Raw genomic sequence first — 26006 nt, forward strand, 5'->3', positions numbered from 1 at the left:
TGGATAGTAAGTACACTGAGGAATTGGAACACCAGCCACAGCTATCTCAGGGGGAACCAAGGTATGCAGAACGAGGGGGATTGGGAAGCCATCCGGCTGCTCTCCACGGCAGCGAGGATGCTGCGCCGGGAAATGGACAACCGGCTGCGGGCGATGGGCCTGACGCAGGAGCGGGTCACGGCTTTGAAGGTACTGCGGGACTTTGGTCCGATGCGGCGCGCGGAGCTTGCCCGCCGGCTGAGGGTCACAGCACAGACGCTGGGGACCACGCTGGTAAGCATGCGGGCGCAGGGCCTGGTCAACGAAGTGGGTGAAGGAGCTGAAGCGCCCAAACGCGCAGTGCATATTTCCGAGTACGGCCGCGAAGCCCTGGACCAGGCGATCCGCCTGGAAGACCAGAGCCTTACGGCTGAACTGCGGCCGGCACTGCGCAGGGAGCTGATTTCCCTCATTTCCGAACTTGAGGGAAACCGCCAGTACGGGACAGCCGGGACCGCGGGTGCCTAGGAGTCTGGTTTCCGGGACAGTCTGCTGCGGGCGGTAACGTGGGGAGCATGAGTGAAGGCATCCGCGTAGCTGCGGCAGATGAAATTGACGAAGGCGAAGCAGTCACCGTGGATTCCACCACCGCGGGGACAGCTGATGACATCGCGGTATTCCACAGCGACGACGGCAACTTCTACGCCCTGAATGACACATGCACCCATGAAGAGGCCTCGCTGGCTGAAGGGTGGATCGAAGACGGGGAAGTGGAGTGCCCCGTTCACTCGGCGCGCTTCTGCCTGAAGACCGGAGCGGCGCTTTGCCTGCCCGCCACGGTGAACGCGGTGGCACACCGCGTTGAGGTGGTCGACGGCGACGTCATCCTCTATCCGGGCGATGCCCCCGCAGGATCCTAGGTATGCCCAGCGGCTCCCTGCCCCGCTCCGTTGTTGTTATCGGTGCCGGACCCGCAGGATTCAGCGCCGCGGCTGAACTCCGAAGGCGTGGATACCAGGGCGCAATCCAGCTTCTGGATCCAGCCGGCATGCCCTATGACCGGCCGCCGCTGAGCAAGGACTATTTGACCGGAGGGCTGGCTTTTCCGGCGCTCGCCGAACCTGGCTGGTACGGGTCCAACGCAGTGGAGGTCGTACCGGGCACTGCCGTCAAGCTGGACCCGGACAACGGGTCCGTGACGCTGGCAGGCGGAGGCGAACTGCGGGCCGATGTGTTGCTGCTGGCCACCGGCGGGGTCGCCAGGACTCTCCCGTTTACCGGTTCCGACCTGCTCCACACTCTTCGCAGCCGCTCAGACGCGGACCTGCTGCGTTCGCGGCTCGGCCCGGATAAACAGCTGGTCATCATCGGTGCCGGACTCATTGGCGCCGAAGTGGCCTCGAGTGCTGCCTCGCTGGGCACCGCCGTCGTGCTCATTGATCCTGTCCCGGTGCCGCTGGTTCCCGCAGTGGGCCCGGAACTCGCTGCCTACCTGCACTCCCTGCACGAAACCGCGGGCGTCCGAACCCTAACCGGACTGCCCATCGACGTGGTGCGCGCAAACGGGGCACTGTCTGTCCTAATGGAAGACGGGTCTGCCCTGCCGGCGGACACAGTGCTTGCAGCGGTAGGAATGGTCCCGGACACAACGCTGGCTGCTGCGGCCGGCCTCGGTGTCGATGATGGTGTGCTGGTTGACGCCGCCGGGCGCACCAGCCATCCCCGGGTGTTTGCAGCGGGTGATGCCGTCCGGCGGAGCAGCAACGGAGGACTTCAGCGGCGCACCGAACACTGGGATGCGGCGGTCCGCTCCGGACAGGCTGCCGCGGCCGGCATTCTCGGTGAAGAGCCGCCGGAGGACGCCGTGCCGTGGTTTTGGACGGACCGCTACGGGATGCACGCGGAAGCTGTTGGCAATATGTCAGCATCCGGAACAACCGTGGAACGCGGCAGCCCGGGTCCGGGATACATGGTCTTCCGCCAGAAGCCGGACGGTACCCTGGCCGGAGCTGCCGGCATCAACGCCGGTAATTCACTGCGTGCAGCCCGCCGGCTGATCACGCTGGGCAAGCCCGTGGAGGCTGCCGATCTTTCAAACCCGGATGCCGATCTGCGCCGTCTGCTCCGCGCACGACCCTCGAAAACTGATTAGCGCACATCAGTTTTGCGTAATTCGGGCTTCCATAGGTTAGCCTTACCTTGCCGGTAAAAACCTCCGGCCTCCCAGTCCACATTGCACTATCAAGGAGCCCAAAACATGGCCCTGTCCCGCATGCGCAGCCTCGCGGCCGTCGCCGCCGTCGCCGTGCTGTCCCTCTCTGCCTGCTCCACGGGATCGTCCTCGGATGCGGGCACCTCCAGTGCAGCCGGCTCCAGCGACCAATTCCCCGTCACCATCGAGCATGCCTTCGGCGAAACCACCATCGAGTCCGCCCCCGAGCGCGTTGCCACCGTTTCCTGGGTGAACACGGACACGGCCCTCGCGCTCGGCGTTGTTCCGGTTGGTATGCCGCTTTATGAGTGGGGCGGCAACGAAAACGGCACGACGCCGTGGATCGACGACGCACTTGAAGAACTGGGTGCACCCATCGGCTCGGAAAACGCCCCCGTGCAGTACGCCGAAACCGACGGCATCAACTTCGATGAAATCGCGGCGACAACTCCGGACGTCATCCTGGCGGCCTACTCCGGTATTACCGAAGAGGAATACGACAAGCTGAGCGCCATCGCGCCGGTTGTCGCCTACCCGGAAACGCCGTACTACACCTCCTGGCAGGACTCCGCCACGATGATTGGCGAGGCCCTGGGCAAGAGCGACGAAGCAGCCCAGCTGGTTGAGGATACCGAAAAGGCCATCGCCGACAAGGCTGCAGAGTATCCCGAACTTGCCGGGACCAGCTTCATCTACGGCAACCTGGACACCACTGCCGGAGCTGACCAGATCTCCATCTACACCTCCGGCGACAACCGGCCGAAGTTCCTGAAGGAACTGGGAATGGTCCAGGCGCCGATCGTTGATGAGAACGCACCCGATGACGCGTTCTACCTGACCTGGTCGCCGGAACGTGCGAACGAACTCGAAGCCGACCTGTTCGTGAGCTGGGTTGCGGACGACGCCGCCAAGGACGCAATCACTGCGGATCCGCTGCTGAGCCAGATCCCGGCCGTCAAGAACGGCGGGCTTGTAGCCGACTCGGACAACACCCTGACACTGTCGATTTCAGCAGCCAACGTGCTGAGCATTCCTTACGCCCTGGACAACTTCGTCCCCATGCTGGGCGAGGCCGCGGCGCAGGTCAAGTAAGCCTGCTGACCCCTGAGAAGTGCCCCTCCCGGCCTGCCGGAGGGGCACTTCTCCGTTAACCGGCCACGATGCCGACGAACATCACAGAATTGGACACACCCCCGGGGAGGTTTGCCATTATCGGCACCATGCAGGAATTCCTTGACGCAATAGACCCGCTTCGTCCGCTGATCGCGGTGGCCATCGCCGTGGCCGCAGCGCTCATCGCAGCCAGGATCGTGCGGGGCTCTGCCACCCGGATCTTCCGAAAGGTCCCGCACATCCGCGATGTGACCGCCCTCGGACGGAACCCTTTACGGCTGGTGCTGGCCCTTATTGGGACCCGCATCGCCCTCGGCGCTACAGTGCGCGGGGAGCCCTGGCACGAGACGGTGGACTACATCCTGGTCATTGGCCTGATTGCCGCGATCGGATGGCTCGCCGTCGTGGCCCTGCTGATCGTTGAAGCGGTCATCCTGACCAAGTACAGCACCGACACCAAAGACAACCGCCGGCTGCGCCGTCTCAAAACCCAGGTAATCCTGGGCCGCCGGGTTGCCGTTGCCCTGGTCATCACCGTCGCCGTGGCGTGCGTCCTGCTGACCATTGATGAAGTCCGTGCGCTCGGCGCCGGCCTGCTTGCCTCCGCCGGCCTGCTTTCAATTGTTGCCGGCCTTGCCGTGCAGAGCACGCTGGGCAACGTCTTCGCCGGCCTCCAGCTCGCGTTCACCGATGCGATCCGCGTCGACGACGTTGTGGTGGTGGAGGGGCAGTGGGGCACCATCGAGGAAATCACCATGACCTACGTGGTGGTGCACATCTGGGATGACCGGCGGTTGATCCTGCCCTCCACCTACTTCACGTCCACGCCGTTCGAGAACTGGACCCGCAAACAGTCCGCCATCCTGGGCACCGTTGAACTGGACCTGGACTGGGAAACCCCGGTTGGAGAGCTGCGCACGGAACTGAAGCGAATCCTGGCTGACACCGATCTCTGGGACGGGCGCACGGGTGTCCTGCAGGTGACTGATGCAATCCAGGGGCTGATCCGTGTGCGCATCCTGGTCTCCGCGCCGGACTCGGGAACTCTCTTCGACCTGCGCTGCCTGGTCCGTGAGTCCATGGTCTCCTTCCTGCAGGAGAACCACCCCAAGGCGCTGCCGCGCCAGCGGTTCGAGCGCCTGGGCGAGTCCTATGCGGCAGTCCGCCCCCGGAGCCGTGAAACGGTGCGGCGCCCGGCAGGCGGCGATCCAGAGGATACCAGCACCTCGCAGCTGTTCACCGGCAGCATCGACGCGGTGCAGCGCAACCGTGCTTTTGCCGGTCCCGGGAACGACGCATGGGAGGACCGGGATGAGAACGTGGACCGCTAGCTGTTGACAACCCGGGGGTCGGGCAGGCTGGAATGATACCCACGGCGCAGGCGCCCGGTCCCGGACGGTGCGGACAGAGAACTGAAAAGGAGCCAATCGAATGGTTGACCAGTACGTGATCCATGAACTGCAGGGTTCGAATGTTTGGGCAAAAGACGGCGAACGGCTCGGCCTGGTAGGAAATGTCCACCTCGACCGGGCCACCGGACAGCCCGCATGGGTCACGGTGGCCCTTGGCCTTTTCGAGGGCCGCCAGTACTTTGTACCCCTGACGGGTTCGAGGCGGGATGACGACGACCTCTACGTGAACTATTCCCGGAAGGCCATTGAGGACTCCCCGGACATGGACCACGGCGGCGCTTTGACTCCGGACGAAGAAGCGCAGCTGGAGGACTACTACAAGGCCTGGTGAGAACGGCGGGGCTGCTTGGACATAAGCCTGCTTAGCAATACGATGGGTAACCCGGACTCGACCAGCGCCAGGAGGGCCCATGGCTCAGCAGGACAAATCTGACCAGGCGGGCGAAGCGTCGCTCGGAACGGCGTCCAAGCCGGACAGTCCGGGCGAAGTCACCAAGCCCAGCTGGATGTACATCTTCCGCAAGACAGCGCGGGAGTTCTCCAAGGACCAGTGCACCGACCTGGCCGCTGCGCTGACGTATTACACCGTGCTTTCACTGTTCCCGGGGCTGCTGGCGATGGTCTCCATCCTGGGCCTGGTGGGCCAGGCTGAAAGCACTACGAACGCGATGATCGAATACCTGGAGGGCTTCGCTCCGGCTGCTGCGGTGGAGGTGCTGAAAGGCCCAATCGAGCAGCTCACGTCTTCCCGCGGTGCAGGCCTTGCCCTGTTTGTTGGTCTTGCCGGTGCCCTGTGGTCCGCTTCCGGTTACGTGGGAGCCTTCGGCCGGGCCATGAACCGGATCTACGAAGTCGAAGAGGGCCGGCCCATCTGGAAGCTGCGCCCGCTGCAGCTGCTGGTCACCCTGATCATGATCCTGCTGGCGGCCAGCCTGCTGATCATGCTGGTGGTCAGCGGCCCGATCGCCGAATCGATTGGCAACTTTATTGGGCTGGGCAGCCAGGCCCTGCTGGTCTGGAACATCGCCAAGTGGCCGGTCATGGTGATTTTCGCAGTCATTCTGATTGCACTGCTTTACTACGCCACCCCCAACGTGAAGCAGCCCAAGTTCCGCTGGATGAGCATGGGGGCGTTCCTCGCTCTGGTTGTCCTGGCCATTGCGACACTGGGCTTCGCGTTCTACGTCGGCAACTTCGGCAGCTACAACGCCACCTACGGAGCCATCGGCGGCGTGATCGTGCTGCTGCTGTGGATCTGGCTGGCCAACATTTCACTGCTCTTCGGTGCCGAGTTTGATGCTGAGGTGGAACGCGGCCGGGAACTGCAGGCTGGGATCCAGGCCGAGCACTCGATCCAGCTGCCCCCGAGGGATACCCGGCAGAGCGACAAACGGGCGGAACAGGAAGAGAAGGACGTCCAGCAGGGCCGCGAGCTGCGCCAGCAGCACGCGGGCAAGGATTACGACGACGACTTGTAAGCGGCAGCCGCAGCGCGTGTTTGGCCGAACCAGAGGATCAGGACCACTCCGGCACCGGACAGGCATGCGGCCAGCGGGCCCATCCAGGCATCGCCGGGAGCGAGCAGGGCACTGTTTTCCTGCCAGGGCCACAGTGCGCGAAGGGAACCCAGGATAAGTCCGGTGGCTACCAGCAGCACAGCACGCCGCCGGACACGGAGCAGGTATCCCAGCAACCGGACAAACGAGGCCAGTCCCAGGACCGCGCCGGTGGCGAAGAGGGCCAGGTAGCCAAGGTCCCGGTTGCTGACTGCCGCGAGAGTTGGTTCATACATGCCGAAGGTCAGCAGGAGAAACGACCCGGAGAGACCTGGCAGGGCAAGTGCGCACACGGCTATGGCGCCGCTGAGGATCAGGATCCACCACGACGGTTCTTCAATCTGCAGCGCCGGAATTCCAAGCAGCATAAATGCCGCTGCGGCAGTCAGCAGCACCAGGAACGGCCCGGTAAACCTGCCCGCCGGCGTCGTCGGTCCTGCTGCCCGAGCCATGCTGATGGGGACGACCAGACTCGCGGACACCATACCGAAGAACAGCGCACTGGCAATGACCTCGTAGTTCTCGACAAAGGCATGCAGTGGCCTGGACAGAACCACCAGTGCGAGGAACATGCCGAGGACCAGCGGAAGTATCAGGTTCCACTCGACCGGGGCCAGTTTGCGGGCGGCGCCGGCCCGGTCCCGTCGGAAAAGCAGGTGCACGGCGCCGCTGATGAAGTGGTTCGCTGACGCGATCAGCCGGTCAAAGACACCGAGGACAAGCGCTACGGTACCGCCGGACACGCCGGGGACCAGCTCCACCAGGCCGATGAGGCCTCCACGGCATGCGTGGAGAATGCCTGAAAAAATCGTCGGCTTTGGCGCGGGCGCCGGGGGCACAGGGGGCAGGGAAGATGAGGCCATTGAGGCCACGCTACTAGATGCGCCCGGACAGCATGCAGCGGTGCCAGCCGCCCGGACGGGCCGCCCGTGCTGCTACCGGCCGGGTCCCAGCAGGGGAGAGGCGGGGACGCCTGCCTGTTCGCTGAGCCCGTCCAGGACGTCCTGGAAAGCCCGCAGCGAAGACCGTTTCGGCTCCCAGCCGAGCACTTCGCGAGCCCTGGTGGTATCCATCAGCGGCGCCCCCGCAGCCATGTCGATCCACCCCGGGTCGGTAGCCTGAAGCCCCGCTGCCCAAGTCAGGCCCACGACTGCGCGCACTGCCTTGACCGGAATGTTCAGGATCCGGCGTGCTCCGAGCAGGCCCGCGAGCAGTTCAGGTGTCACAACCGGATCCGCCGCTATGTTGAAGGCACCCTCAGCCCGCTGGTCCACCACACGCCAGTACGCGTCGGCAATGTCGTCCGCATGGACCACCTGGAAGGAGAATTCTGCCGGCAGCGGGATCAGCGGCAGGCTGAGCTTGTTCAGGATGGAGCGGGGAACGAGCGGACCGAGGAAATAGCGCCCAATTTCGCTGCCGGCGTCGGACTGGAAGATCAGTCCGGGGCGCAGGCGCGCCACGCGGATTTCGGGGTAGCGGCGCTCAAAATCGTCGAGGAGCTCTTCCTGCTCGCCCTTGTGCCGGCTGTAGTGGGAAGTGGCGATGCCTCGGGCCGGCCAGTTTTCGTCCGTCAGCCTGTCCTTCGGGGCGGGGGAGTAGGCACCCACCGAGGAGGCGCACACAACCTGCCGGACGCCGGCCTCAGCAGCCGCAGCCAGCATGTTCTGCGTGCCGCGGACGTTGATCCGGTGAAGTTCGGCTTCGTCACGGTTCGGCTGGATGGCCCACACCAGGTGGATCACGGCATCCACTCCGCGCAGCACGTCAGTGAGATCCTCGGTCCCGGACCGGGCTGCCACATCGATGCTGTGCCACTGCACCCCTTCATAGGGGCCGGTCGCCTGCGCCGGGACCCGGCGTGCGACGCCGACTATCTCCAGTCCGCCGGGGCGCTCAGTCCGTGCGGCCTGCAGTCGCCGCAGGACGGCGGTCCCGACGTTTCCGGTGGCTCCGAGGACGGCTACGCGCATCAAGAAAGTCCCTTCGTTCTGAGAACCCGCGGTTCGGCAGTGCTGTTGGTCCCCGACTCTACAGCGCAACCTGCTCCGCGGGCAGGGCGATAGGGTGGAGGGCAGAGCAGGTACGCGGCTGAGGGATGGAGCGAGCATGGCGGAGACAGCATCCGGCGGGGACTACAGCACCAAGGGGTCCTATGTGTCCGGCGGGCAGGAATACACCCGCGACACGAACTACATCGAAACCCGCATCACCCGCGACGGGCGGGACGGCTACCCGGTGGAAGCTGGACGCTACCGCCTGATCGCTGCGCGGGCCTGCCCCTGGGCCAACCGCACCATCATTGTGCGCCGCCTGCTGGGACTCGAAGACGCCATTTCCCTGGGCACGCCCGGCCCCACGCATGACTCCCGCAGCTGGACTTTCGACCTCGATCCGGACGGAAAGGATCCAGTGCTCGGGATCGAACGCCTGCAGGAAGCATTCTTCCGGCGGACTCCCGGATACAGCCGTGGAATCACGGTCCCCGCGGTAGTGGACATTCCCACCGGTGCCGTGGTGACCAATAATTTCCCGCAGATCACCGAGGACTTCTGCACCGAGTGGGTGGACTTCCACCGCGAGGGCGCACCGGATCTCTGGCCGGCCGAACACCTGGATGAAATGCGCGAAGTGAACAAGCGCGTCTTCACCGAGATTAACAACGGTGTTTACCGCTGCGGTTTCGCCGGTTCCCAGGAAGCCTACGACGCTGCTTATGACCGGCTCTGGACGGCCATGGACTGGCTGGAAGACCGGCTTTCGAAGCAGCGCTACCTCATCGGTGACACCATCACCGAGTCCGACGTCCGGCTGTTCACCACCCTGGTCCGGTTCGATTCCGTCTACCACGGCCATTTCAAATGCAACCGGAACAAGCTCACCGAAATGCCTAACCTTTGGGGCTACGCCCGGGACCTGTTCCAGACCCCAGGCTTTGGCGACACCGTGGACTTCGTGCAGATCAAGCAGCACTACTACATCGTCCATGAAGACATTAACCCCACGGGAATTGTCCCGAAGGGACCGGACAACTCAGTCTGGCTGACCGATCACGGCAGGGAAGCGCTCGGCGGACGTCCGTTCGGAAACGGAACCGCTCCCGGCCCGGTCCGCCCAGGCGAGGAAGTTACCCCGGGGCACGGCGCCGAGTAGCCGCCTTTTTGCACCCCTGCCGCACGTACTCCCACGCGAGAGGTCAGTTACGGCTCCTCTGAGCCTTCATAAGGGCCGTAACTGGCCTCCCGGCGGGAGTAATACGGCACAGAACTGTTTCTTAATCTGACCGGCTGTAGGTTAGCCTTACTTAAGTCATATACCGCTGGCTTCAGGAGGTGCCGCCGTGTCCTCAACAGCCATGGTCAGCACCCCTGTTTCCGGCCCGCAGCTGTCTGCAGGGAACCGCCGGCGGATTCAGCCCACGCTCCTGCTCGGTCTATCCCTGGCCGTACTCCTGGCCGCAGCCTTTGCATCCGTTGCGCTGGGCGCACGCCCCCTGTCCCTTGAAACCGTGTGGCAGGCCCTCACCAGCGCTGATCCTGCCAACGGCGACCACGCGGTAGTGCTGAGCCGGCTTCCCCGCACGGTCGCAGCCCTCCTCATCGGAGCAGCGCTCGGCCTGGCCGGAACTGCACTGCAGGGTATGACCCGCAACCCGCTGGCCGATCCGGGCATCATGGGGCTCAACGCCGGCGCCGCGTTCGCGGTCGTGACGGCCATCTACGTCTTTGGCGTCACCTCCTTCACCGGCTACGTGTGGTTCGCGCTGGCCGGTACGGCACTGGCAGCCCTCCTGGTTTATGCCGTTGCTTCCCTGGGGCGGGAAGGGGCTACGCCTGTGAAGCTGGCACTGGCCGGAGCGGCGCTTACTGCCGGGCTTACCAGCCTGCTCTCTGCCGTGCTTGTCTCCAGCCAGCAGACACTGAACACATTCCGCTTCTGGCAGGTCGGCACCGTCTCCGGCCGCGGCTGGGACGTGCTGGTCCCGCTGATCCCTTTCCTCGCCGTCGGCGCGGTAATTCTGCTGGCGTCCGGGCGGGCGCTGAACAACCTGAGCCTGGGTGACGACGCCGCCCGCGGCCTTGGGCAGAACGTGGCGCTTTCACGCGGCATCATGGCGGTCGGGGTAGTGCTGCTCTGCGGCGCTGCCACTGCCGCAGCCGGTCCCATCGCCTTCCTGGGCCTCGTCATCCCGCACCTCGTGCGCGGACTGGCCGGCCCCGACTACCGGTGGATCCTGGTTATTTCAGCCGTGCTGGCGCCGGTCCTGCTGCTGGTTTCCGACGTCGTTGGCCGGCTTATCCTGCCACCGGGCGAGGTGCCTGTGGGCATCATGACCGCCGTTATTGGCGCACCCGTCTTCATTGCGATCATCCGCCGGCGGAAGCTGGCCGAGCTGTGAGCGCCGCACCCCTGCTGCGCGGGAACAGCTCCGCTGCAGCCATGGTCCATGACGTCCGCCGCCGCACCGGCCGCCGCCGCCGGCGAGTGCTGGCCGCCCTGGCCGCCGCCGTCGTCGTCCTGTTCTTCGCCGGCGTGCTGCTGGGCAGCTATACCGTGACGATCCCGGACTTTGTGCGGATCCTGGCCGGCGAGAAGATCCCGGGAGCATCCTTCATCGTGATGGAGAGCAAGCTGCCGCGCGCCGTGACCGCAGTCCTTATCGGAGCCGCCTTCGGCGTTTCCGGCCATCTCTTCCAGACAATGCTCCGCAACCCCCTGGCCAGTCCGGACATCATCGGGATCAGCTACGGCGCCAGCGCTGCAGCGGTTACCGCCATGGTGGTCTTCGGCGCTGCGGGTGCTTCCGTCTCCCTGGCCGCCCTGATCGGGGCCAGCCTGATTGCGGTTTGTCTTCATCTGCTCAGCCGACGCGGCGGAGCGGCGGGAGCCCGGCTGGTGCTCATCGGAATCGGCTTTGCCGCGGTGCTCCAGGCCCTGGTCAACTTCCTGCTGACCCGCACAGACGTCCGCACTGCGGCTGAATCGCTGGTGTGGCTGACCGGCTCCCTGAACTCTGCGTCCTGGGAACGCGCCGGCATTGTGGCCGTTGCCCTCGCGGTGCTCCTTCCCGCCGCGGTCCTGCTGGGACGGCGCCTGCGGGTCCTTGAACTCGGTGACGATTTCGCTGCCGGGCTCGGCCTGCCGGTCGAAGGTACCCGTGCGGGACTGCTGTTCACCGGCGTGGCCCTCGCAGCCGTTGCGACCGCGGCAGCCGGGCCCGTGGCTTTCGTGGCGTTCCTCGCGGGACCAATCTCCCGGCGGCTGATCGGAGGCCGTGCGTCCCTGGCAGCAGCGGGACTGACCGGTGCCGTGATCCTGCTGGCCGCCGATTTCACGGCAAGCAACCTGCTCCCGGGCGCACTGCCCGTTGGCGTGGTTACCGGCGCTCTGGGAGCGCCCTTCCTGCTGTGGCTGCTCGTCAGCTCCAACCGTGTTGGCCAAGGAGGCTAAAGCATGCAGAACAAGCTTCAAGCGCGGGACCTGGTGCTCTCCTACGCAGACCGGACGGTAGTCGACGGGCTCAGCCTGGAACTGCCGGCCGGCAAGATTACCGTGATCGTCGGGGCAAACGCCTGCGGCAAGTCCACGCTGCTGCGCGGCCTCGCCAGGCTGCTGAAGCCTGCCTCCGGAGCGGTGGAGCTAAACGGGCGGGACATCAACGCCATGCCGAGCCGCGAAGTCGCACGCATCCTGGGCCTGCTGCCGCAGACCCCGAACGCTCCTGACGGCATTACGGTGGCGGACCTGGTGGGGCGCGGACGCTACCCGCACCAGGGCTGGTTCCGTCAGTGGAACGCAGAAGACGAAGCCGCCGTAGCCGCTGCACTTGAAGCCACCGGCACACTTGAACTGGCCGGACGGGATATTGATGAGCTCTCCGGCGGGCAGCGCCAGCGGGTCTGGATTGCCATGGCACTGGCTCAGCAGACAGACATCCTGTTGCTGGATGAGCCCACTACTTTCCTTGACGTCACGCACCAGGTTGAGGTCCTCGACCTCATCACGGACCTCAACAAGCGGGCAGGCACCACCGTGGTGATTGTGCTGCATGACCTTAACCTCGCTGCCCGCTACGGGGACCATCTCATTGCCATGAAGGCAGGCCGGATCGCAGCGCAGGGCACCCCTGAGGAGATTGTCACCGAAGAGCTGGTCCAGGACGTGTTCGGCCTGGAAGCCGCTGTCATCCCCGATCCCGTTTCGGGCACGCCCATGGTGGTGCCGGTGGGCCGGCATCACACCCGCCCGCCGGCTGCACCCGCAAAGCAGCCCCCAGCCGTGGGCTACCTGCCCAACCCGCACGATTCCCGCCTTGAGACCCGCAATCCTATGGAGGCAGCTTCATGACCGGCACCCGCACCACCACCAAGGCTGCAGCTGCGGCTCCCCGGCGCCAGGGCGCCAACGCCGCGGTTCTGGCCTTCGACGTCGAAGTCCGTGCAGTGCAGCGGTTGAGCGCGAACTTCCAGCGCATTACCTTTGGCGGCGAGTGCCTGCGCGACTTCGGGGTGCAGGGAAGCACAGATGACCTGCGCATCAAGGTGGTTATTCCGCCGCAGGCAGCCGACGGCACCCGGACGCCCTTGCCCGTGATCGACTGCGAGGATGCCGGCTGGTACCGGAACTGGCTCGCCATGGACGTGCAGGAACGCGGCTCAATGCGCACCTACACGGTGCGTGCCGCCCGTTGTTCACTCCCGCAGCCGGAAATTGACGTCGACTTCGTGCTCCACTTCGACGCCGACGGCGTGGGTGGTCCAGCCTCCACCTGGGCTGCCGAAGCCAAGCCCGGAGACCGTGTCACGGTTATCGGCCCCAACGTGGTGCACTGCGTCACCGCGGAATCCTACGGCGGCATTGAATGGCGGCCCGGACTCGCCCAGCACGTCCTGCTCGCGGGGGACGAGACAGCCGTGCCCGCCATCGCCTCCATTCTGGAGAATCTGCCGGCGGACTTCACCGGACACGCTCTGCTGGAGATCCCGGATGCCTCGGACATCCAGCCCCTTTCCACCCCGTCCAAGGTTGCCGTCACCTGGCTGCCGCGGAACGGCCGCCCTCATGGTGAAGCGCTTGAAAGTGCAGTACGAAGCGCCGTGGCCGTGCCCGGTTACGCCAGTGTGGGGAGGATCGAAGCTGCGCCGGTTCCCGCCCGCCGGCAGGAGCTGGAGGACGTGGACATCGATTCAGTCATCCTGTGGGAGACCCCGGCACGGCTGGCGCCGGAAGTCGTGGAGAACTCTCCCAGCCCCAACACCCCGGCCGGAGCCCTGCCGTTCTACGCCTGGATTGCCGGCGAAGCAGCCGTGGTCCGGGGCCTTCGCCGCTACCTCGTCCGTGAGGCGGGAATTGACCGGAAGCAGGTCGCGTTTATGGGTTACTGGCGCCACGGCCGGGCCGAGACCGCGTAGCTGCTGCTCCCACACTGAGTCTTCCTCCCCTTAGGCTGTGAACCAGCCCGGACACGGGTGCTGTAGACCGTGCCACCGCGGTCTGTTGAATCCCACACAAAACCTCCACTGTCAATATCTGCTTGCCTAAACTGGAACAAGTCACTCGAATCTGCGTAATTCAACGCGTCCTCCTCAGGCACAAGCAGTACCGACAGAACTGATGTCTAGCCACAGTGGAGTATGCATGACAACACATGTAAACGAGACTGCCAGGAACCTCACTGACGCGCTCCGCCGGTACGTTTCCCAGACAGCGTCCCGGTACCGCCCAGGGGGAAGGCACGCCGGGCTGCCCGGCAACGGCCAGGGGCCGGTTCTCTCCCGGGAGGCCCTTTCCCGGCAGGTCCGGGAAATCCTGCAGCGCGCCAAGGGCTGCAGCACGCCTGCCCGCAAGACTGCGGCTCTCGGAGCGGGTGCCTCCCTGCTGCTGACGGGGATGGTATTCGGGGTGGCTGAAGCCGCTACCGTGGCCGCACCGGAGACGGTTGCGGACCGCCAGCTGGTCACCCGGCCCTTCGAGGAGCCCGAACCCGCGCAGGAAGCACCTGCACAGGAAGCACCTGCGGAGGGAGGCACGGGCTCAACAGCACCCGTCACGGAAGAAGCCCCGGCAAAACCATCGGTACCGGTGGACGGCCTGGTGATCACCTCGCCGTTTGGCTGGCGGCTCAACCCGATCACCGGCTACGGCCAGGAATGGCACACCGGCACCGATTTCCGCGGCGCCCTGGGCACCGACGTCCGGAGCGCGCGGACGGGCACGGTAACCGAAGCCGGCTGGCACACCACCGGCGGAGGCGGCCTGCGGATCGTCGTCGACCACGGGGACGGCGTCCTCACCACCTACAATCACCTGAATGACATTTGGGTCGAACCCGGCCAGCAGGTTGAAGAAGGCCAGGTTATTGGTGCCGTAGGCAGCACCGGTAACTCAACCGGCCCCCACCTGCATTTCGAAGTGCTCATCAACGGCGAGTACATCGATCCGATGTCCTGGCTCTAGGCCAACTGAATCAGCCCCGGACAAGACCGGGGCTGATTGCTTTAAGAAACGGTCACCGGGACTAGGGCTCCGGGTTGGTGAGGATTGCCGGGTCCTTCTTCCCGTGCGGCATCCGGATCCTCAGGGCACTCGGATCAACACGGAGGGAAAGCCGGGTGGCGCTGCCCAGATGGTCCCCGTCCATTTCGAAGTCCTGGGGAGTGTCTGCCCAGATATCAGCGCTCTTGCACTGGAAGTACTCGACGGCTGTTCCCCGTCCCTTGCCGCGGCGCAGAAGGCCGGCAGCCACTGACAGCCAGCCCAGGCTGCCCTTAGGGGCCATTGTCATGATGTCCAGCAGTCCGTCGTCGATCTTCGCGCCGGGAAAGACCTCCAGGCCGCCCATGATCTTGCCGCAGTTCCCGCCCATCACGCTGCGCAGCCGCCGGGAGAACGGCTTCCCGCCGTCGATCGAAATCATGGTCTTCACCGGCTTGCCGGGCAGGTTCCGGATGCCGGCGTCCACGTAGGCCAGCCATCCCACGCGGTCTTTGAGGGAAGTGTTCGTGTCCCCCATCATCACGGCGTCGTATCCCAGGCCGGCCATAACCAGGAAGATCTCACTGTCCACGGCTTCGTCCACCTTCACGTGGACCACGTCGATGCGCCGTTCGGTTCCGGTCAGGGCAGTGCGGACGGCCCCTTCGGGATCGTCCACCGGCACGTCCAGATTCCGGGCCAGCAGGTTGCCGGTGCCAAGGGGGAGCAGGCCCAGCGGCGTGTCCGTGCCCGTAAGTTCAGCGGCCACACAGCGGACGGTTCCGTCGCCGCCGGCAGCAATTACGACGTCGGCGCCCTGCTTTAGGGCTTCCCTCGCCATCCCGTGGCCCGGGTCGTCCGCCTCGGTCTCAAGCCACAGCGGTTCTGCCCAGCCTTCGCTGCGGCAGATGTCCTCCACAAGGGCGCGGATATCCACGTCGGTCTTCTTGGTGGGGTTAATGACGACGGCGGCGCGCCGTCCGGAGCTGTGCGGATCCGGCGCGGGAGCGTTCTGCGTCTGGGACTGGCTGGACATGGTGCCCTTCGATTGACGGGAGTGTTCCGGCTCCGAGTCTAGACTGCCCGTTGCCCGGCTGGCGGAAGATCGGCTTGTAGGCTGTGGTGGTGACTTTCTCGCAGCGATACGTGGCCCTTGGAGACTCCTTTACTGAAGGCGTGGGGGACTGGGACCCGTCCCGGCCCAACGGTGTCCGGGGGTGGGCAGACCGGGTCGCCGAACAGCTGGCCCTGGCAGACGATTCATGGGGATATGCCAATCTGGCCATCCGCGGCAAAAAACTCCGCCAGGTCATCGACGAACAGATCGAGCCTGCGCTGGCCCTGGAACCTACCCTCGTCAGCATCTACGCCGGCGGCAATGACATCCTGCGGCCGAAGGTGGACATCGACGCGATTGTGCAGTCCTACGACTCCGCGATCGGCCGCCTGCGCGCTTCCGGAGCGGCGGTGCTGGTCTTCACCGGATTCGATTCCGGACAGTCACCGATCTTCGGCCGGACCCGGGGCCGCACGGCGCTGTACAACGAACTGGTGCGGGAAGCCGCGGATGCGCACGGGGCGATCCTGGTGGACTACTGGCGGCTGAAAGTCCTTCAGGATGAAAGGTTCTGGGACGTGGACCGGCTCCACATGTCCCCGGCCGGCCATATCCTCACTGCGAAGAAGGTCCTGGAAGTCCTTCGGGCCACCGATGCCCTGGACGTCCCCGAGTTGGATACCCTTCCCGCCCGTGACCGGATCCAGCGGCTCAGGCACGACGCACGGTGGGCGCGGGAGTACCTGGGTCCCTGGGTGGGCAGGAGGCTTCGAGGGGTCTCCTCAGGAGACAACCTCAGTGCCCGTTTCCCCTCCCTGGTGCAGCTCACTCCGCAGGGATAAGAGCCTGCAGGAGTGCAGTGCAGGGCATCCAAAACCCATAATGTGATCCACTTCACATAAATTGCTGCTTCTCCTTGCGGATAGTGGCCAAGACAGGTGCCTGCAGTGGGAATCTTCAAGCATAAGTACGCTTACGATTCGGCTAATACGGCCTTCTTTTTTACACTTGTTGGTCTGCCCGGACCTGTCCGGGACAGGGATGCACATTGCCCTTACGCAGATGACCTCTAGAGAAGAAGGCCCAAATGCAGCAAGAAGCACCTGATATGAGCTCCGCTCCGCCCGGTTCACTCCCGGGTGCAGCGGCACGCAAGCCGAAGCGGAGTCCGCTCCGCCGGCGCCGCCTTGAGGTGGAAGACGTCAACGTCGTTGACCACGCGATGATGAAAAAAGCCGTCGGCGGCACCGTCGTCGGCAACACCATGGAGTGGTTCGACATTGGTGTCTACGGCTACCTCGCCGTCACCATGGGCGCCGTCTTCCTGTCCGACGCCGACCCCGCCTCCCAGCTGCTGTTCAGCCTGGGCGTGTTCGCGGCAACCTTCGTTGCCCGCCCGCTGGGCGGCGTGATCTTCGGCCGCATCGGCGACAGGATCGGCCGCCAGAAGACGCTGGCCACCACGCTGATCCTGATGGCAGCGTCCACGTTCGCGATCGGGCTCCTCCCCGGCTACGCCCAGATCGGCATGGCTGCGCCCGTGCTGCTGATTCTCATGAAACTGCTCCAGGGCTTCAGCACCGGCGGCGAATATGCCGGCGCCACAACCTTCGTCTCCGAATACGCCCCGGATAAGCGGCGCGGCTTCCTGGCCAGCATCCTGGACCTCGGCAGCTACATGGGCTTCGCCCTGGGTGCGCTGACGGTATCCACTCTCCAGCTGACACTGAGCGAAGAAACGATGCTCGACTGGGGCTGGCGCATCCCGTTCCTGATCGCCGGACCGCTTGGTGCCGTTGCGATCTACTTCCGCCTTAAGATCGAAGAATCCCCGGCATTCCAGGCGACCCTGGATGCGCAGCAGGAACAGGCCGCCTCAGCTGCCGGCAAGGCAGCTGACAAAGATGCCGTGGCACAGGGAACGTTCGGCATTTTCCGCACCTACTGGCGGCCGATTGTGCTGGCCATGGTGCTGGTGGCAGCAGCGAACACCGTGGGATACGCGCTGACCTCCTATATGCCTTCCTACCTGACCGATTCAAAGGGATATGACCCGGTACACGGAACGCTGCTGACCATTCCCGTGCTCGTGGCGATGGCGCTGTGCATCCCGCTTACCGGCCGGCTGTCAGACCGCATCGGCCGCCGCCCGGTGCTCTGGATGGGTGCAGGCTCAACGATTGTCCTGGCGGTCCCGTCATTTGTGCTGATCGGGCTGGGGCCCATCTGGTCCACTCTCCTCGGCCTGGCACTGCTGGCTGTCCCGGTGACGTTCTACGTAGCCAACCTGGCCTCCGCGCTGCCTGCGCTCTTCCCGACGGCAAGCCGCTACGGAGCAATGGGCATCGCGTACAACTTCGCCGTGGCCATCTTTGGCGGCACGGCTCCGCTGATCATGCAGGGCCTCATCACCATCACCGACAATGACATGATGCCCGCCTACTACCTGATGGCCACCTCAGCGGTCGGTGCGGTCGCGATCGGCATCATGAAGGAATCGGCCAAACGGCCCATGCCGGGTTCAATGCCCAGCGTCGCCACGGAGGCCGAAGCCCGCGAGCTGGTGGAAACCCAGGATGAGAACCCGCTGCTCGACGTCGACTCCCTGCCGTTCGATGCCGCTGGAGTCTCTGCACCTCCCGCAGACCAGGGCGACCGGGAACCGGTCCGCTAGCCGCTCCTCCGGGAGGCGGCCGCGGCCGGTGCGCGCAACGCCGGCGGCCGCGGCTGTCTTCCAGAGGACCAGCTTGAAGCGTCAAGTTACGTGAGAGAATTACCCGCATGACCGAACCGCAGCCCACCCGCTGGCTGAGCCCGCAGGAGCGCAGCGCCTGGCTTTCCATCTATGCCGTGGCCACCCGCCTTCCGGGGACGCTCGATGCCGATCTCTTCCGCCGGGCGCGGATCACGCTTTTCGATTACCACGTCCTGGCAATGACTTCCGAAGCGGAAGGGCAGCAGCTGGCCATGAGCGAGCTGGCTTCACGGTCCAACGCGTCCCTTTCCCGCCTCTCCCATGTAGTGAAGAAGCTGGAACAGCGCGGCTGGATGCGCCGTTTTCCGTCCCCTGCGGATGCCAGGGTGACGACGGCGGCACTCACCAAAGAAGGCATGGATGCGCTCGTCGAACTTGCTCCCGGACATGTGGAAGCCGTCCGCGCGGCTGTCTTCGACGCGCTGGATGACAAAGATGTCGAAGACCTGACCCGCGTCGGCACGAAAATCCTGACACTGCTCGATCCGGCCTCGGACCGCCCGGGTGCCCCAACCGAAGGATCCTGAATGCGCCAGCCCCGGATACTGACCATCATTCTTGCCGGAGGTTCCGGCGGACGGCTCGGGAGCCTCACGGATACCCGCGCCAAGCCGGCAATGCCGGTGGGCGGTTCCTACCGGCTGATCGATATTCCCCTCTCCAACCTGCATAATTCCGGACTTAGCGACGTCTGGATCGTCGAGCAGTACGAACCGAAGTCACTGAACGACCATCTGGTCAGCGGACGTCCCTGGGATCTGGACCGGACCAATGGGGGACTGCGCGTCCTGCCGCCGTTCCAGGGCTCTGATGGTGAAGGGTTCGCCGAGGGCAACGCAGATGCCCTGTACCGCCAGGTGGACTACATCCGCGAATACGACCCCGATTTGATTCTGGTCCTCAGCGCCGACCACCTTTACCGCCTGGATTACCGCGACGTGATTGCCACGCATTCGGCTGCCGGAGCAGCGCTGACCGTGGTGAGCCACCGGATCGTCCACGACCCGTCCGAGCACGGTGTCCTGGAAGTGGACGGCGGGACCGTCACCGGGTTCGAGTACAAGCCGGAGAATCCCAGGACAGACCTGATCGCCGCGGAAATTTTCCTCTACGACGCCGAGGTGCTGCTGCGCAGCCTCGAGGAACTCATGGAACGCGACGGCAAGCTGGAGGACTACGGAGACCAGCTGCTGCCCTATCTTGTGGAACGGGAGAAAGTCGTCGAGCACCGGCTGGACGGCTACTGGCGGGACATGGGTACTCCGGACAGCTACCATCAGGCCCACATGGACCTCCTGGACGGCCACGGGATGGTCTTCGATGACCCGGCATGGCCGATCCTCTCCGCGACTCCGCGGCGGCTGCCCGCCTTCGTGGGTGCATCTGCCCGGGTGGAAACAAGCCTGCTGGCTCCGGGCTGCCGGGTGGACGGTGAAGTCACCCGCAGCGTCGTGGGACCGGACTGCCACATCGAGCCCGGTGCCGAGGTCCACGGCTGTGTCCTGCTCGACGGCGTGCGCGTCATCACGGGCGCCCGGCTGCGGAACATGGTGGTGGATTCCGGAGCCGTGGTGGGCGGTGCAACTGACCTGGATGGTGTGAAAGAGGACCCGGAAACCGGGATCGCCGTCGTGACTTCCGCCGGAGCGCTGGAGAAGCCTTCCGCTGATTAGCCGGTTTGGCTCAGGCGACGTAACCGTTTAGGATAGGAAGGCGTTAAGTCGCGCCCATGATCTGGTTTGGTCCCGCAAGGGTACGGACCAGAGCATTTGCGTGGCCGCCCGTATAAACCTAGAATTGAAGGCTGTCACAGTGGATTACTGCTATGGCTGCCCGAACTTCACCGTCTTCCCCGCGGCGAGGCACTTCGGCTGGATCTCACCCCGCCAGGTCAACCTCCGGAAAGTCGCAGTAATAACGGTGTCAAAACTGGTGGCGGGACGCTCTTTATTGCAGGTGCCATGGCGGCATCGCCTGGTGCTTGTTTTTTGAGGACCGTCATATTTACTACAACTGGAGGAGAGATCATGGCAGCTTACTGCCAGGTAACCGGAGCTGTTCCCGGCTTTGGTCACAGCATTTCGCACTCGCACCGCCGCAACAAGCGTCGGTTCGACCCGAATATTCAGAAGAAGCGCTACTGGGTTCCGTCCCTGCGCCGCAACGTGACGCTGCAGGTTTCGGCCCGCGGCATCAAGACGATCGACGTCCGCGGCATTGACGCAGTCGTCACCGAACTCCTCGCGAAGGGTGTGAAGCTCTAGTGGCTAAGGATAAGGACGTTCGTCCGATCATCAAGCTGAAGTCGACCGCCGGCACCGGGTACACCTACGTGACCCGCAAGAACCGTCGTAACGACCCGGACCGCATGGTTCTGAAGAAGTACGACCCCAAGATCCGCCAGCACGTCGAATTCCGTGAGGAGCGCTAAGAATGGCAAAGAAGTCCAAGATTGCCCGCAACGAGCAGCGCAAGGTTGTTGTTGAGCGCTACGCTGCCAAGCGCCTCGAACTGAAGAAGACCCTGGTCGACCCGAACGCGACTGACGAAGCACGCGAAGCAGCACGCCTCGGCCTGCAGAAGCTTCCCCGCAACGCTTCGCCGGTTCGCCTGCGCAACCGCGACCAGATCGACGGCCGCCCCCGCGGTACCCTCCAGAAGTTCGGTATCTCCCGCGTGCGTTTCCGCGATATGGCTCACGCCGGCGAACTGCCCGGCATCAAGAAGTCCAGCTGGTAAGCATCGCTTTCCACGCCTGAAAAGGGCGGCAACCGTTATGGTTGCCGCCCTTTTTGCGTCCTAGGCAGTTCCGCAGACCAAAAACTGCCCTGATTCGTCCAAAAACCCGAAAAAACCGCGAAAACCCGCGGTTTTCTGCGCGACTTGGGCTCCTAAGCTGGTAAGTTTTCGAACAGAGGCGGTTACGCATCCGTGAACCGCTCGCGCTAAACACCAGAGTCCAGGAGGACATAAATTGGCTATGAACCGCAGTGAACTTGTTGCCGCAGTCGCAGAGAAGTCCGGCAACAGCCAGACCGCCGTCAACGGCGTGCTCGATGCTGTCTTCGACATCTTCGCCACTTCCGTTGCCAACGGCGAGAAGATCACCATCCCGGGCTGGCTTGCTGTTGAGCGCACCGACCGCGCAGCTCGCCAGGGCCGTAACCCGCAGACCGGCGAAACCATTCAGATTCCGGCCGGCCACAGCGTCAAGCTGACCGCAGGTTCCAAGCTGAAGGCTGCTGTCGCCAAGAAGTAGTATTTCGCTTTTCACTCGAAGGGCCGGTGCCGGAATGGTACCGGCCCTTTGTGTTGCTGCCGCGCATCCGGTACGCCACCCGCAGCCGAATGGATCAATCTGCGGCAGTGATTGGCCCAATTTTTACAAGGGGTAGAGAATGGATAGCGTGCCGAACTCTGCCAAGACCCAGAACACGCTCCCTGGCCGTCCAGCCGGCGGAGCGTCCGAACCCGGTCATCCCGCCCGCAACGGCTGGCTCGCCGCAGGCGCCGCCGTTATGCTGCTGGCGCTCGGAGTGGCGCTGCTGTTTACAGGCTCAGCAGCCGCCGCTCAGCTGGCGGATCCGGGCGCGCTGACACGCTGGGGCCTGCCCATCGCAAAGGCCGTCCAGAACGGCGCCGTGGCAGCAGTCATCGGCGCCCTGGTGTTTGCCGTCTTCATCCTGCCCAAGCACGCGGGACCTAAACGCGGCAGGGGCGAGCGGGAAACCCGCCCCGAGCATCCGGCCTTCACCCAGGCCATGTACCTGGCCTCCGGCGCCGCGGCACTGTGGACGCTGTCCGCCATCGCCGTCATGCTTTTTACCTACTCCGACGTGTCCGGACTGCCCCTTAGCCCTGACCCCTCCTACACCGACGGGCTCGCGTCCTTCCTGACGGACTTCGCCAACGGCCGGGCCTGGCTGGCAGTGAGCATCATCGCTGCCGTGGTGACCACCCTGACATTTGGTGTCCGCTCGCTGACCGGCCTGGCGCTGACCCTGATCCTTGCCATGGGTGGCCTGCTGCCAATGGCGCTGGTGGGCCACGCGGCCGGCGGCGATGACCACAGCGCCGCGGTGAACTCCATTGGCCTGCACCTGATCGGCGTCTGCGTCTGGATTGGCGGGATCATTGTCCTCGCCGTTATTGCCAAGCAGCTCGGGGACATCACCGGCACGGTCCTGCGCCGCTTCTCGGCCCTGGCCGGCTTCGGTTTCGTGCTGGTTTCCCTCTCCGGCCTGGTGAACGCGTCCCTGCGCATCACGTCCCTGGAACAGCTGGATTCCCGCTGGGGGGCGCTGGTGCTCTTCAAGGTCGCGGCAACCCTGGTGCTGGGCATCCTAGGCCTGCTGCACCGCCGCTGGATCATCCCCCAGCTTCCGGTGGCCGCTTCCGGCAAGGGTGCGACGACGCCCGCTTCCGGCGGTATGAGCGCACGCCGTGTGCTGTGGCAGCTGATCGGCGTCGAACTGCTGATCATGGGGGCAATCTCCGGCGTGGCTGCGGCGCTGGCCCGCACCGCTCCGCCGCGTCCGGAGGAACTGCCCCCGAACGCGTCGCCCGCACGCATCCTCACCGGCTACGACCTGCCGCCCGAGCTGACCGCGGAACGTTACCTCACCGAGTGGCGCTTCGACTGGCTCTGGGTCGCCATTGTGGTGACCATCGGCGTCGCGTACCTGCTGGGCGTACGCAAGCTGCGCCGCCGGGGGGACAAATGGTCCTTCGTCCGGACCGTCTGCTGGTTCGTGGGCCTGATCGCCCTCACCTACGTCACCTCCGGCGCGCCGGCGGTGTACGGCATGGTGCTGTTCAGCACGCACATGCTCGGACATATGGCGCTGACCATGGTGGTCCCGCTGTTCCTGGTCCTCGGCGCGCCCGTGACGCTGGCCCTCAAGGCTCTCACTCCGCGCGGGGACGGCAGCCGCGGACTGCGCGAATGGATCCTGATCGCGGTGCACTCGCGGTACTCCAAGATCATCACCAATCCGATCTTTGCCGCCGCGAACTTTGCCGGCTCGATCGTGATTTTCTATTACTCGGAGCTGTTCGGGTTCGCGCTGCGCGAGCACGTGGGCCACGAGCTGATGATCCTGCACTTCCTGCTCACCGGCTACATCTTCATCCTGACCATGATCGGGATCGACCCGCTGCCCAGCCGGGCCCCGTACCCGCTGCGCCTGGTGATCCTGCTGGCAACCATGGCGTTCCACGCGTTCTTCGGCGTCGCGGTCATGGGCCAGACCTCGCTCATCCAGGCGTCGTACTTCGGCAACATGGGCCGGGACTGGGGTGTCAGCGCACTGGAGGACCAGCAGCTCGGCGGAGCCATCATGTGGGGAATCGGCGAAATTCCCACTGTCCTGGTGGCAATCGGCGTCGCACTTCAGTGGTCGCGCACGGATGCACGTGAAACAAAACGCAAAGACCGTGCGGCCGAACGGAATAACGATGCTGAACTTACGGCTTACAACAATATGTTCGCCCAGCTGGCCGAACGTGATGCTAGGACAGACCAAGGAGAACGCAGATGACTGAAACGGTGCGCGCCGGATACCGCGTCCGGGCCTCCGAACTGGAGGGACGCAACTGGCTCAACACCGGTGGCAGGCAGCTGGGACTCGAAGACCTCCGCGGCAAGATTGTGCTGCTGGACTTCTGGACCTTCTGCTGCATCAATTGCCTGCATGTGCTGGATGAGCTGCGGCCCCTGGAAGCCAAGTACTCAGACGTCCTGGTGACGGTGGGCGTTCATTCGCCCAAGTTCGAGCACGAAGCCGACCCGGTTGCCCTGGCGGCCGCCGTCGAACGCTACGAAATCCACCACCCGGTCCTGGACGATCCGGAACTGGCAACGTGGCAGGCTTACACCGCCCGCGCCTGGCCCACCCTGGTGGTCATCGACCCCGAAGGCTACATCGTTGCCCACCTCTCCGGTGAGGGCCACGCAGCCGGGCTGGAGTCCCTCGTCGCCGAGCTTGTTGCCGAGCACGAAGCGAAGGGCACCCTGCACCGCGGGGACGGTCCCTACGTCCCGGCCGAGGCGACGTCCGGCGATCTGCGCTTCCCGGGCAAGGCCGTTGCCCTTCCGGAGGGGACCTTCCTGGTTGCCGATACCGGGCACCACCGTCTGGTGGAGCTGGAAGCGGACCTCACCACCGTCCGCCGCACCATTGGCGAAGGCACCAAGGGCTGGCGCGACGGCGACGCCGGAACTGCGCGGTTCAACGAACCGCAGGGGCTCGCCGTGCTGCCGGCCGCTGTCGCTGAGACCCTTGACTACGACGTCCTGGTGGCAGATACCGTGAACCACCGCCTGCGCGGCGTGAACCTCGCCACGGGCGCAGTCACCACGGTGGCCGGCAACGGAGTGCAGCGGCTGCTCGACGCGGAGAACCAGTCCGCCCCCGTATCGACCGATCTCGGAACCGACCCGCTGGGCACGTCGCTCTCCTCCCCCTGGGACGTCCTCTGGTCCACCGCCCTGAACCAGGCCGTTATCGCCATGGCCGGAACGCACCAGATCTTCGCGTTCGATCCCGCCACCGGCGCTCTTTCCATCCTGGCCGGCACAGGCCTGGAGGGACTGCTCGACGGCGACGGTGACGCCGCATGGTTCGCCCAGTCCTCAGGCCTGGCACAGGACGCCGAGGGCAGCATCTGGGTAGCGGATTCGGAAACGTCAGCGCTCCGGAAACTTACCTTCGACACGTCGGGTGCGGAAACGGCAGTCACGGTCGAAACTGCAGTAGGCGCAGGACTCTTCGACTTCGGCTACCGCGACGGCGCCTCCGCCGAAGCACGGCTGCAGCATCCGCTGGGCGTCGCTGTGCTGCCGGACGGCTCAGTAGCCATTGCCGACACCTACAACGGTGCCGTGCGGCGCTACGATCCTGCCGCGCAAAGCGTCTCGACGCTCTCCCGCGGCCTTGCGGAACCATCGGGGGTCCTCATCGACACAACCGCCGCTGAGCCGCTCCTGATCGTTGTGGAGGCCAACAAGCACCAGCTGGTGCGGCTTCCCATCCCCAAGGAAGCACAGTCAGTGGATGAGGGAGCGCGTCAGACACAGCGCCCCAAGACGGCCATTGCGGCCGGCCCGCTGGGGCTGACGGTCCGTTTCGCAGCGCCCAAGGGACAGAAGCTGGACGACCGCTGGGGAGACCCGACGCAGCTGAAGATCTCCTCCTCACCCGAGGAGCTGCTGGTCTCCGGAGGCGGCACCGCCGTCGGGCTGGTCCGTGAACTGGTGCTTTCCGACGCCGTCACTGAAGGCGTTCTGCACATCACCGCCCGTGCCGCAGCATGTGACGGCGAACCGGGGGGAGAGATCCCGGACCATGCTGCATGCCATCTGTACCAGCAGGACTGGGGCATCCCCGTGGTCGTGCAGGCAGGCGGCGAGACTGAACTGACCCTGGATCTGCGCGGACTGGACTAA

Annotated in this window: 26 protein-coding genes; 23 read left to right on the top strand and 3 right to left on the bottom strand. The window is 64.9% G+C overall.

Going from position 1 to position 26006, the window contains the following annotated elements:
• Positions 1 to 63: 63 nt before the first annotated feature.
• From AO716_RS00535 to AO716_RS00565, 7 genes are all read left to right on the top strand, one after another.
• Complete coding sequence (locus tag AO716_RS00535) at positions 64 to 507, top strand: MarR family transcriptional regulator (protein WP_055239021.1); 444 nt, start codon at positions 64 to 66, stop codon at positions 505 to 507.
• Positions 508 to 554: 47 nt separating this feature from the next.
• A complete protein-coding gene (locus tag AO716_RS00540) occupies positions 555 to 899 on the top strand; it encodes a bifunctional 3-phenylpropionate/cinnamic acid dioxygenase ferredoxin subunit (RefSeq protein WP_055239022.1) in 345 nt (114 codons plus the stop codon).
• Positions 900 to 901: 2 nt separating this feature from the next.
• On the top strand, positions 902 to 2131 hold the full coding sequence (locus AO716_RS00545; protein ID WP_055239023.1) for an NAD(P)/FAD-dependent oxidoreductase: 1230 nt from the start codon (positions 902 to 904) through the stop codon (positions 2129 to 2131).
• A 105-nt stretch (positions 2132 to 2236) separates the two neighbouring features.
• Entirely contained in the window at positions 2237 to 3283 is a 1047-nt protein-coding gene (locus tag AO716_RS00550; protein ID WP_055239024.1) for an iron-siderophore ABC transporter substrate-binding protein, read from the top strand.
• A 128-nt stretch (positions 3284 to 3411) separates the two neighbouring features.
• Positions 3412 to 4635, top strand: coding sequence for a mechanosensitive ion channel family protein (locus AO716_RS00555; RefSeq protein ID WP_055239704.1), 1224 nt, complete (start codon positions 3412 to 3414; stop codon positions 4633 to 4635).
• A 100-nt stretch (positions 4636 to 4735) separates the two neighbouring features.
• Positions 4736 to 5047 carry a PRC-barrel domain-containing protein gene (locus AO716_RS00560; protein WP_055239025.1) on the top strand — a complete coding sequence of 104 codons (312 nt, stop codon included), beginning with the start codon at positions 4736 to 4738 and terminating at the stop codon, positions 5045 to 5047.
• Between the two features lie 79 nt (positions 5048 to 5126).
• Positions 5127 to 6194 carry a YihY/virulence factor BrkB family protein gene (locus AO716_RS00565; protein ID WP_055239026.1) on the top strand — a complete coding sequence of 356 codons (1068 nt, stop codon included), beginning with the start codon at positions 5127 to 5129 and terminating at the stop codon, positions 6192 to 6194.
• On the opposite strand, the gene AO716_RS00570 is transcribed toward AO716_RS00565, so the two are convergent.
• Together AO716_RS00570 and AO716_RS00575 are read right to left on the bottom strand one after the other, a co-directional pair.
• Positions 6176 to 7135 carry a DUF368 domain-containing protein gene (locus AO716_RS00570; protein WP_055239027.1) on the bottom strand — a complete coding sequence of 320 codons (960 nt, stop codon included), beginning with the start codon at positions 7133 to 7135 and terminating at the stop codon, positions 6176 to 6178. The genes AO716_RS00565 and AO716_RS00570 overlap by 19 nt on opposite strands.
• Before the next feature lie 72 nt (positions 7136 to 7207).
• Positions 7208 to 8245, bottom strand: coding sequence for an NAD-dependent epimerase/dehydratase family protein (locus AO716_RS00575; RefSeq protein WP_055239028.1), 1038 nt, complete (start codon positions 8243 to 8245; stop codon positions 7208 to 7210).
• Positions 8246 to 8381: 136 nt separating this feature from the next.
• Between AO716_RS00575 and AO716_RS00580 the strand changes: the two genes are divergently transcribed.
• From AO716_RS00580 to AO716_RS16830, 6 genes are all read left to right on the top strand, one after another.
• The gene (locus AO716_RS00580; RefSeq protein ID WP_055239029.1) at positions 8382 to 9425 is read left to right on the top strand and encodes a glutathione S-transferase family protein; all 1044 of its coding nucleotides are present in this window, start codon (positions 8382 to 8384) and stop codon (positions 9423 to 9425) included.
• Positions 9426 to 9612: 187 nt separating this feature from the next.
• Positions 9613 to 10671, top strand: a complete 1059-nt coding sequence (locus AO716_RS00585; protein WP_235471968.1) for a FecCD family ABC transporter permease — start codon at positions 9613 to 9615, stop codon at positions 10669 to 10671.
• Positions 10672 to 10712: 41 nt separating this feature from the next.
• The gene (locus AO716_RS00590) at positions 10713 to 11723 is read left to right on the top strand and encodes a FecCD family ABC transporter permease (RefSeq protein ID WP_055239705.1); all 1011 of its coding nucleotides are present in this window, start codon (positions 10713 to 10715) and stop codon (positions 11721 to 11723) included.
• Positions 11724 to 11726: 3 nt separating this feature from the next.
• The gene (locus AO716_RS00595) at positions 11727 to 12620 is read left to right on the top strand and encodes an ABC transporter ATP-binding protein (protein WP_055239031.1); all 894 of its coding nucleotides are present in this window, start codon (positions 11727 to 11729) and stop codon (positions 12618 to 12620) included.
• Entirely contained in the window at positions 12617 to 13684 is a 1068-nt protein-coding gene (locus tag AO716_RS00600; protein ID WP_055239032.1) for a siderophore-interacting protein, read from the top strand. Before AO716_RS00595 ends, AO716_RS00600 begins: the two co-directional genes overlap by 4 nt.
• 226 nt (positions 13685 to 13910) lie before the next feature.
• Positions 13911 to 14729, top strand: coding sequence for a M23 family metallopeptidase (locus AO716_RS16830; RefSeq protein ID WP_235471969.1), 819 nt, complete (start codon positions 13911 to 13913; stop codon positions 14727 to 14729).
• A 61-nt stretch (positions 14730 to 14790) separates the two neighbouring features.
• On the opposite strand, the gene AO716_RS00610 is transcribed toward AO716_RS16830, so the two are convergent.
• The gene (locus AO716_RS00610; protein WP_055239033.1) at positions 14791 to 15783 is read right to left on the bottom strand and encodes a diacylglycerol/lipid kinase family protein; all 993 of its coding nucleotides are present in this window, start codon (positions 15781 to 15783) and stop codon (positions 14791 to 14793) included.
• Between the two features lie 89 nt (positions 15784 to 15872).
• Here AO716_RS00610 and AO716_RS00615 point away from each other — a divergent pair, with 89 nt between their 5' ends.
• The 10 genes from AO716_RS00615 to AO716_RS00660 all read left to right on the top strand — a co-directional run bounded on the left by AO716_RS00615 (position 15873) and on the right by AO716_RS00660 (position 26006).
• The gene (locus AO716_RS00615; protein WP_055239707.1) at positions 15873 to 16646 is read left to right on the top strand and encodes an SGNH/GDSL hydrolase family protein; all 774 of its coding nucleotides are present in this window, start codon (positions 15873 to 15875) and stop codon (positions 16644 to 16646) included.
• 266 nt (positions 16647 to 16912) lie between these two features.
• A complete protein-coding gene (locus tag AO716_RS00620) occupies positions 16913 to 18478 on the top strand; it encodes an MFS transporter (protein WP_235471970.1) in 1566 nt (521 codons plus the stop codon).
• Between the two features lie 107 nt (positions 18479 to 18585).
• On the top strand, positions 18586 to 19086 hold the full coding sequence (locus AO716_RS00625) for a MarR family winged helix-turn-helix transcriptional regulator (RefSeq protein WP_055239035.1): 501 nt from the start codon (positions 18586 to 18588) through the stop codon (positions 19084 to 19086).
• Positions 19087 to 20232: a glucose-1-phosphate adenylyltransferase family protein gene (locus AO716_RS00630; RefSeq protein WP_055239036.1), complete on the top strand. Its 1146-nt coding sequence runs from the start codon at positions 19087 to 19089 to the stop codon at positions 20230 to 20232.
• A 354-nt stretch (positions 20233 to 20586) separates the two neighbouring features.
• Complete coding sequence (rpmB, locus tag AO716_RS00635; protein ID WP_055239037.1) at positions 20587 to 20823, top strand: 50S ribosomal protein L28; 237 nt, start codon at positions 20587 to 20589, stop codon at positions 20821 to 20823.
• Positions 20823 to 20990: a 50S ribosomal protein L33 gene (gene rpmG, locus AO716_RS00640; protein ID WP_013602737.1), complete on the top strand. Its 168-nt coding sequence runs from the start codon at positions 20823 to 20825 to the stop codon at positions 20988 to 20990. The genes rpmB and rpmG overlap by 1 nt, the downstream gene beginning before the upstream one ends.
• Positions 20991 to 20992: 2 nt before the next feature.
• A complete protein-coding gene (rpsN, locus tag AO716_RS00645) occupies positions 20993 to 21298 on the top strand; it encodes a 30S ribosomal protein S14 (RefSeq protein ID WP_055239038.1) in 306 nt (101 codons plus the stop codon).
• A gap of 235 nt (positions 21299 to 21533) precedes the next feature.
• The gene (locus AO716_RS00650; protein ID WP_055239039.1) at positions 21534 to 21818 is read left to right on the top strand and encodes an HU family DNA-binding protein; all 285 of its coding nucleotides are present in this window, start codon (positions 21534 to 21536) and stop codon (positions 21816 to 21818) included.
• Between the two features lie 139 nt (positions 21819 to 21957).
• Positions 21958 to 24099: a cytochrome c oxidase assembly protein gene (locus AO716_RS00655; protein ID WP_055239040.1), complete on the top strand. Its 2142-nt coding sequence runs from the start codon at positions 21958 to 21960 to the stop codon at positions 24097 to 24099.
• On the top strand, positions 24096 to 26006 hold the full coding sequence (locus AO716_RS00660) for an NHL domain-containing thioredoxin family protein (protein WP_055239041.1): 1911 nt from the start codon (positions 24096 to 24098) through the stop codon (positions 26004 to 26006). The genes AO716_RS00655 and AO716_RS00660 overlap by 4 nt, the downstream gene beginning before the upstream one ends.

Source organism: Arthrobacter sp. Edens01 (genome assembly GCF_001307035.1).
GTDB lineage: Bacteria > Actinomycetota > Actinomycetes > Actinomycetales > Micrococcaceae > Arthrobacter_B.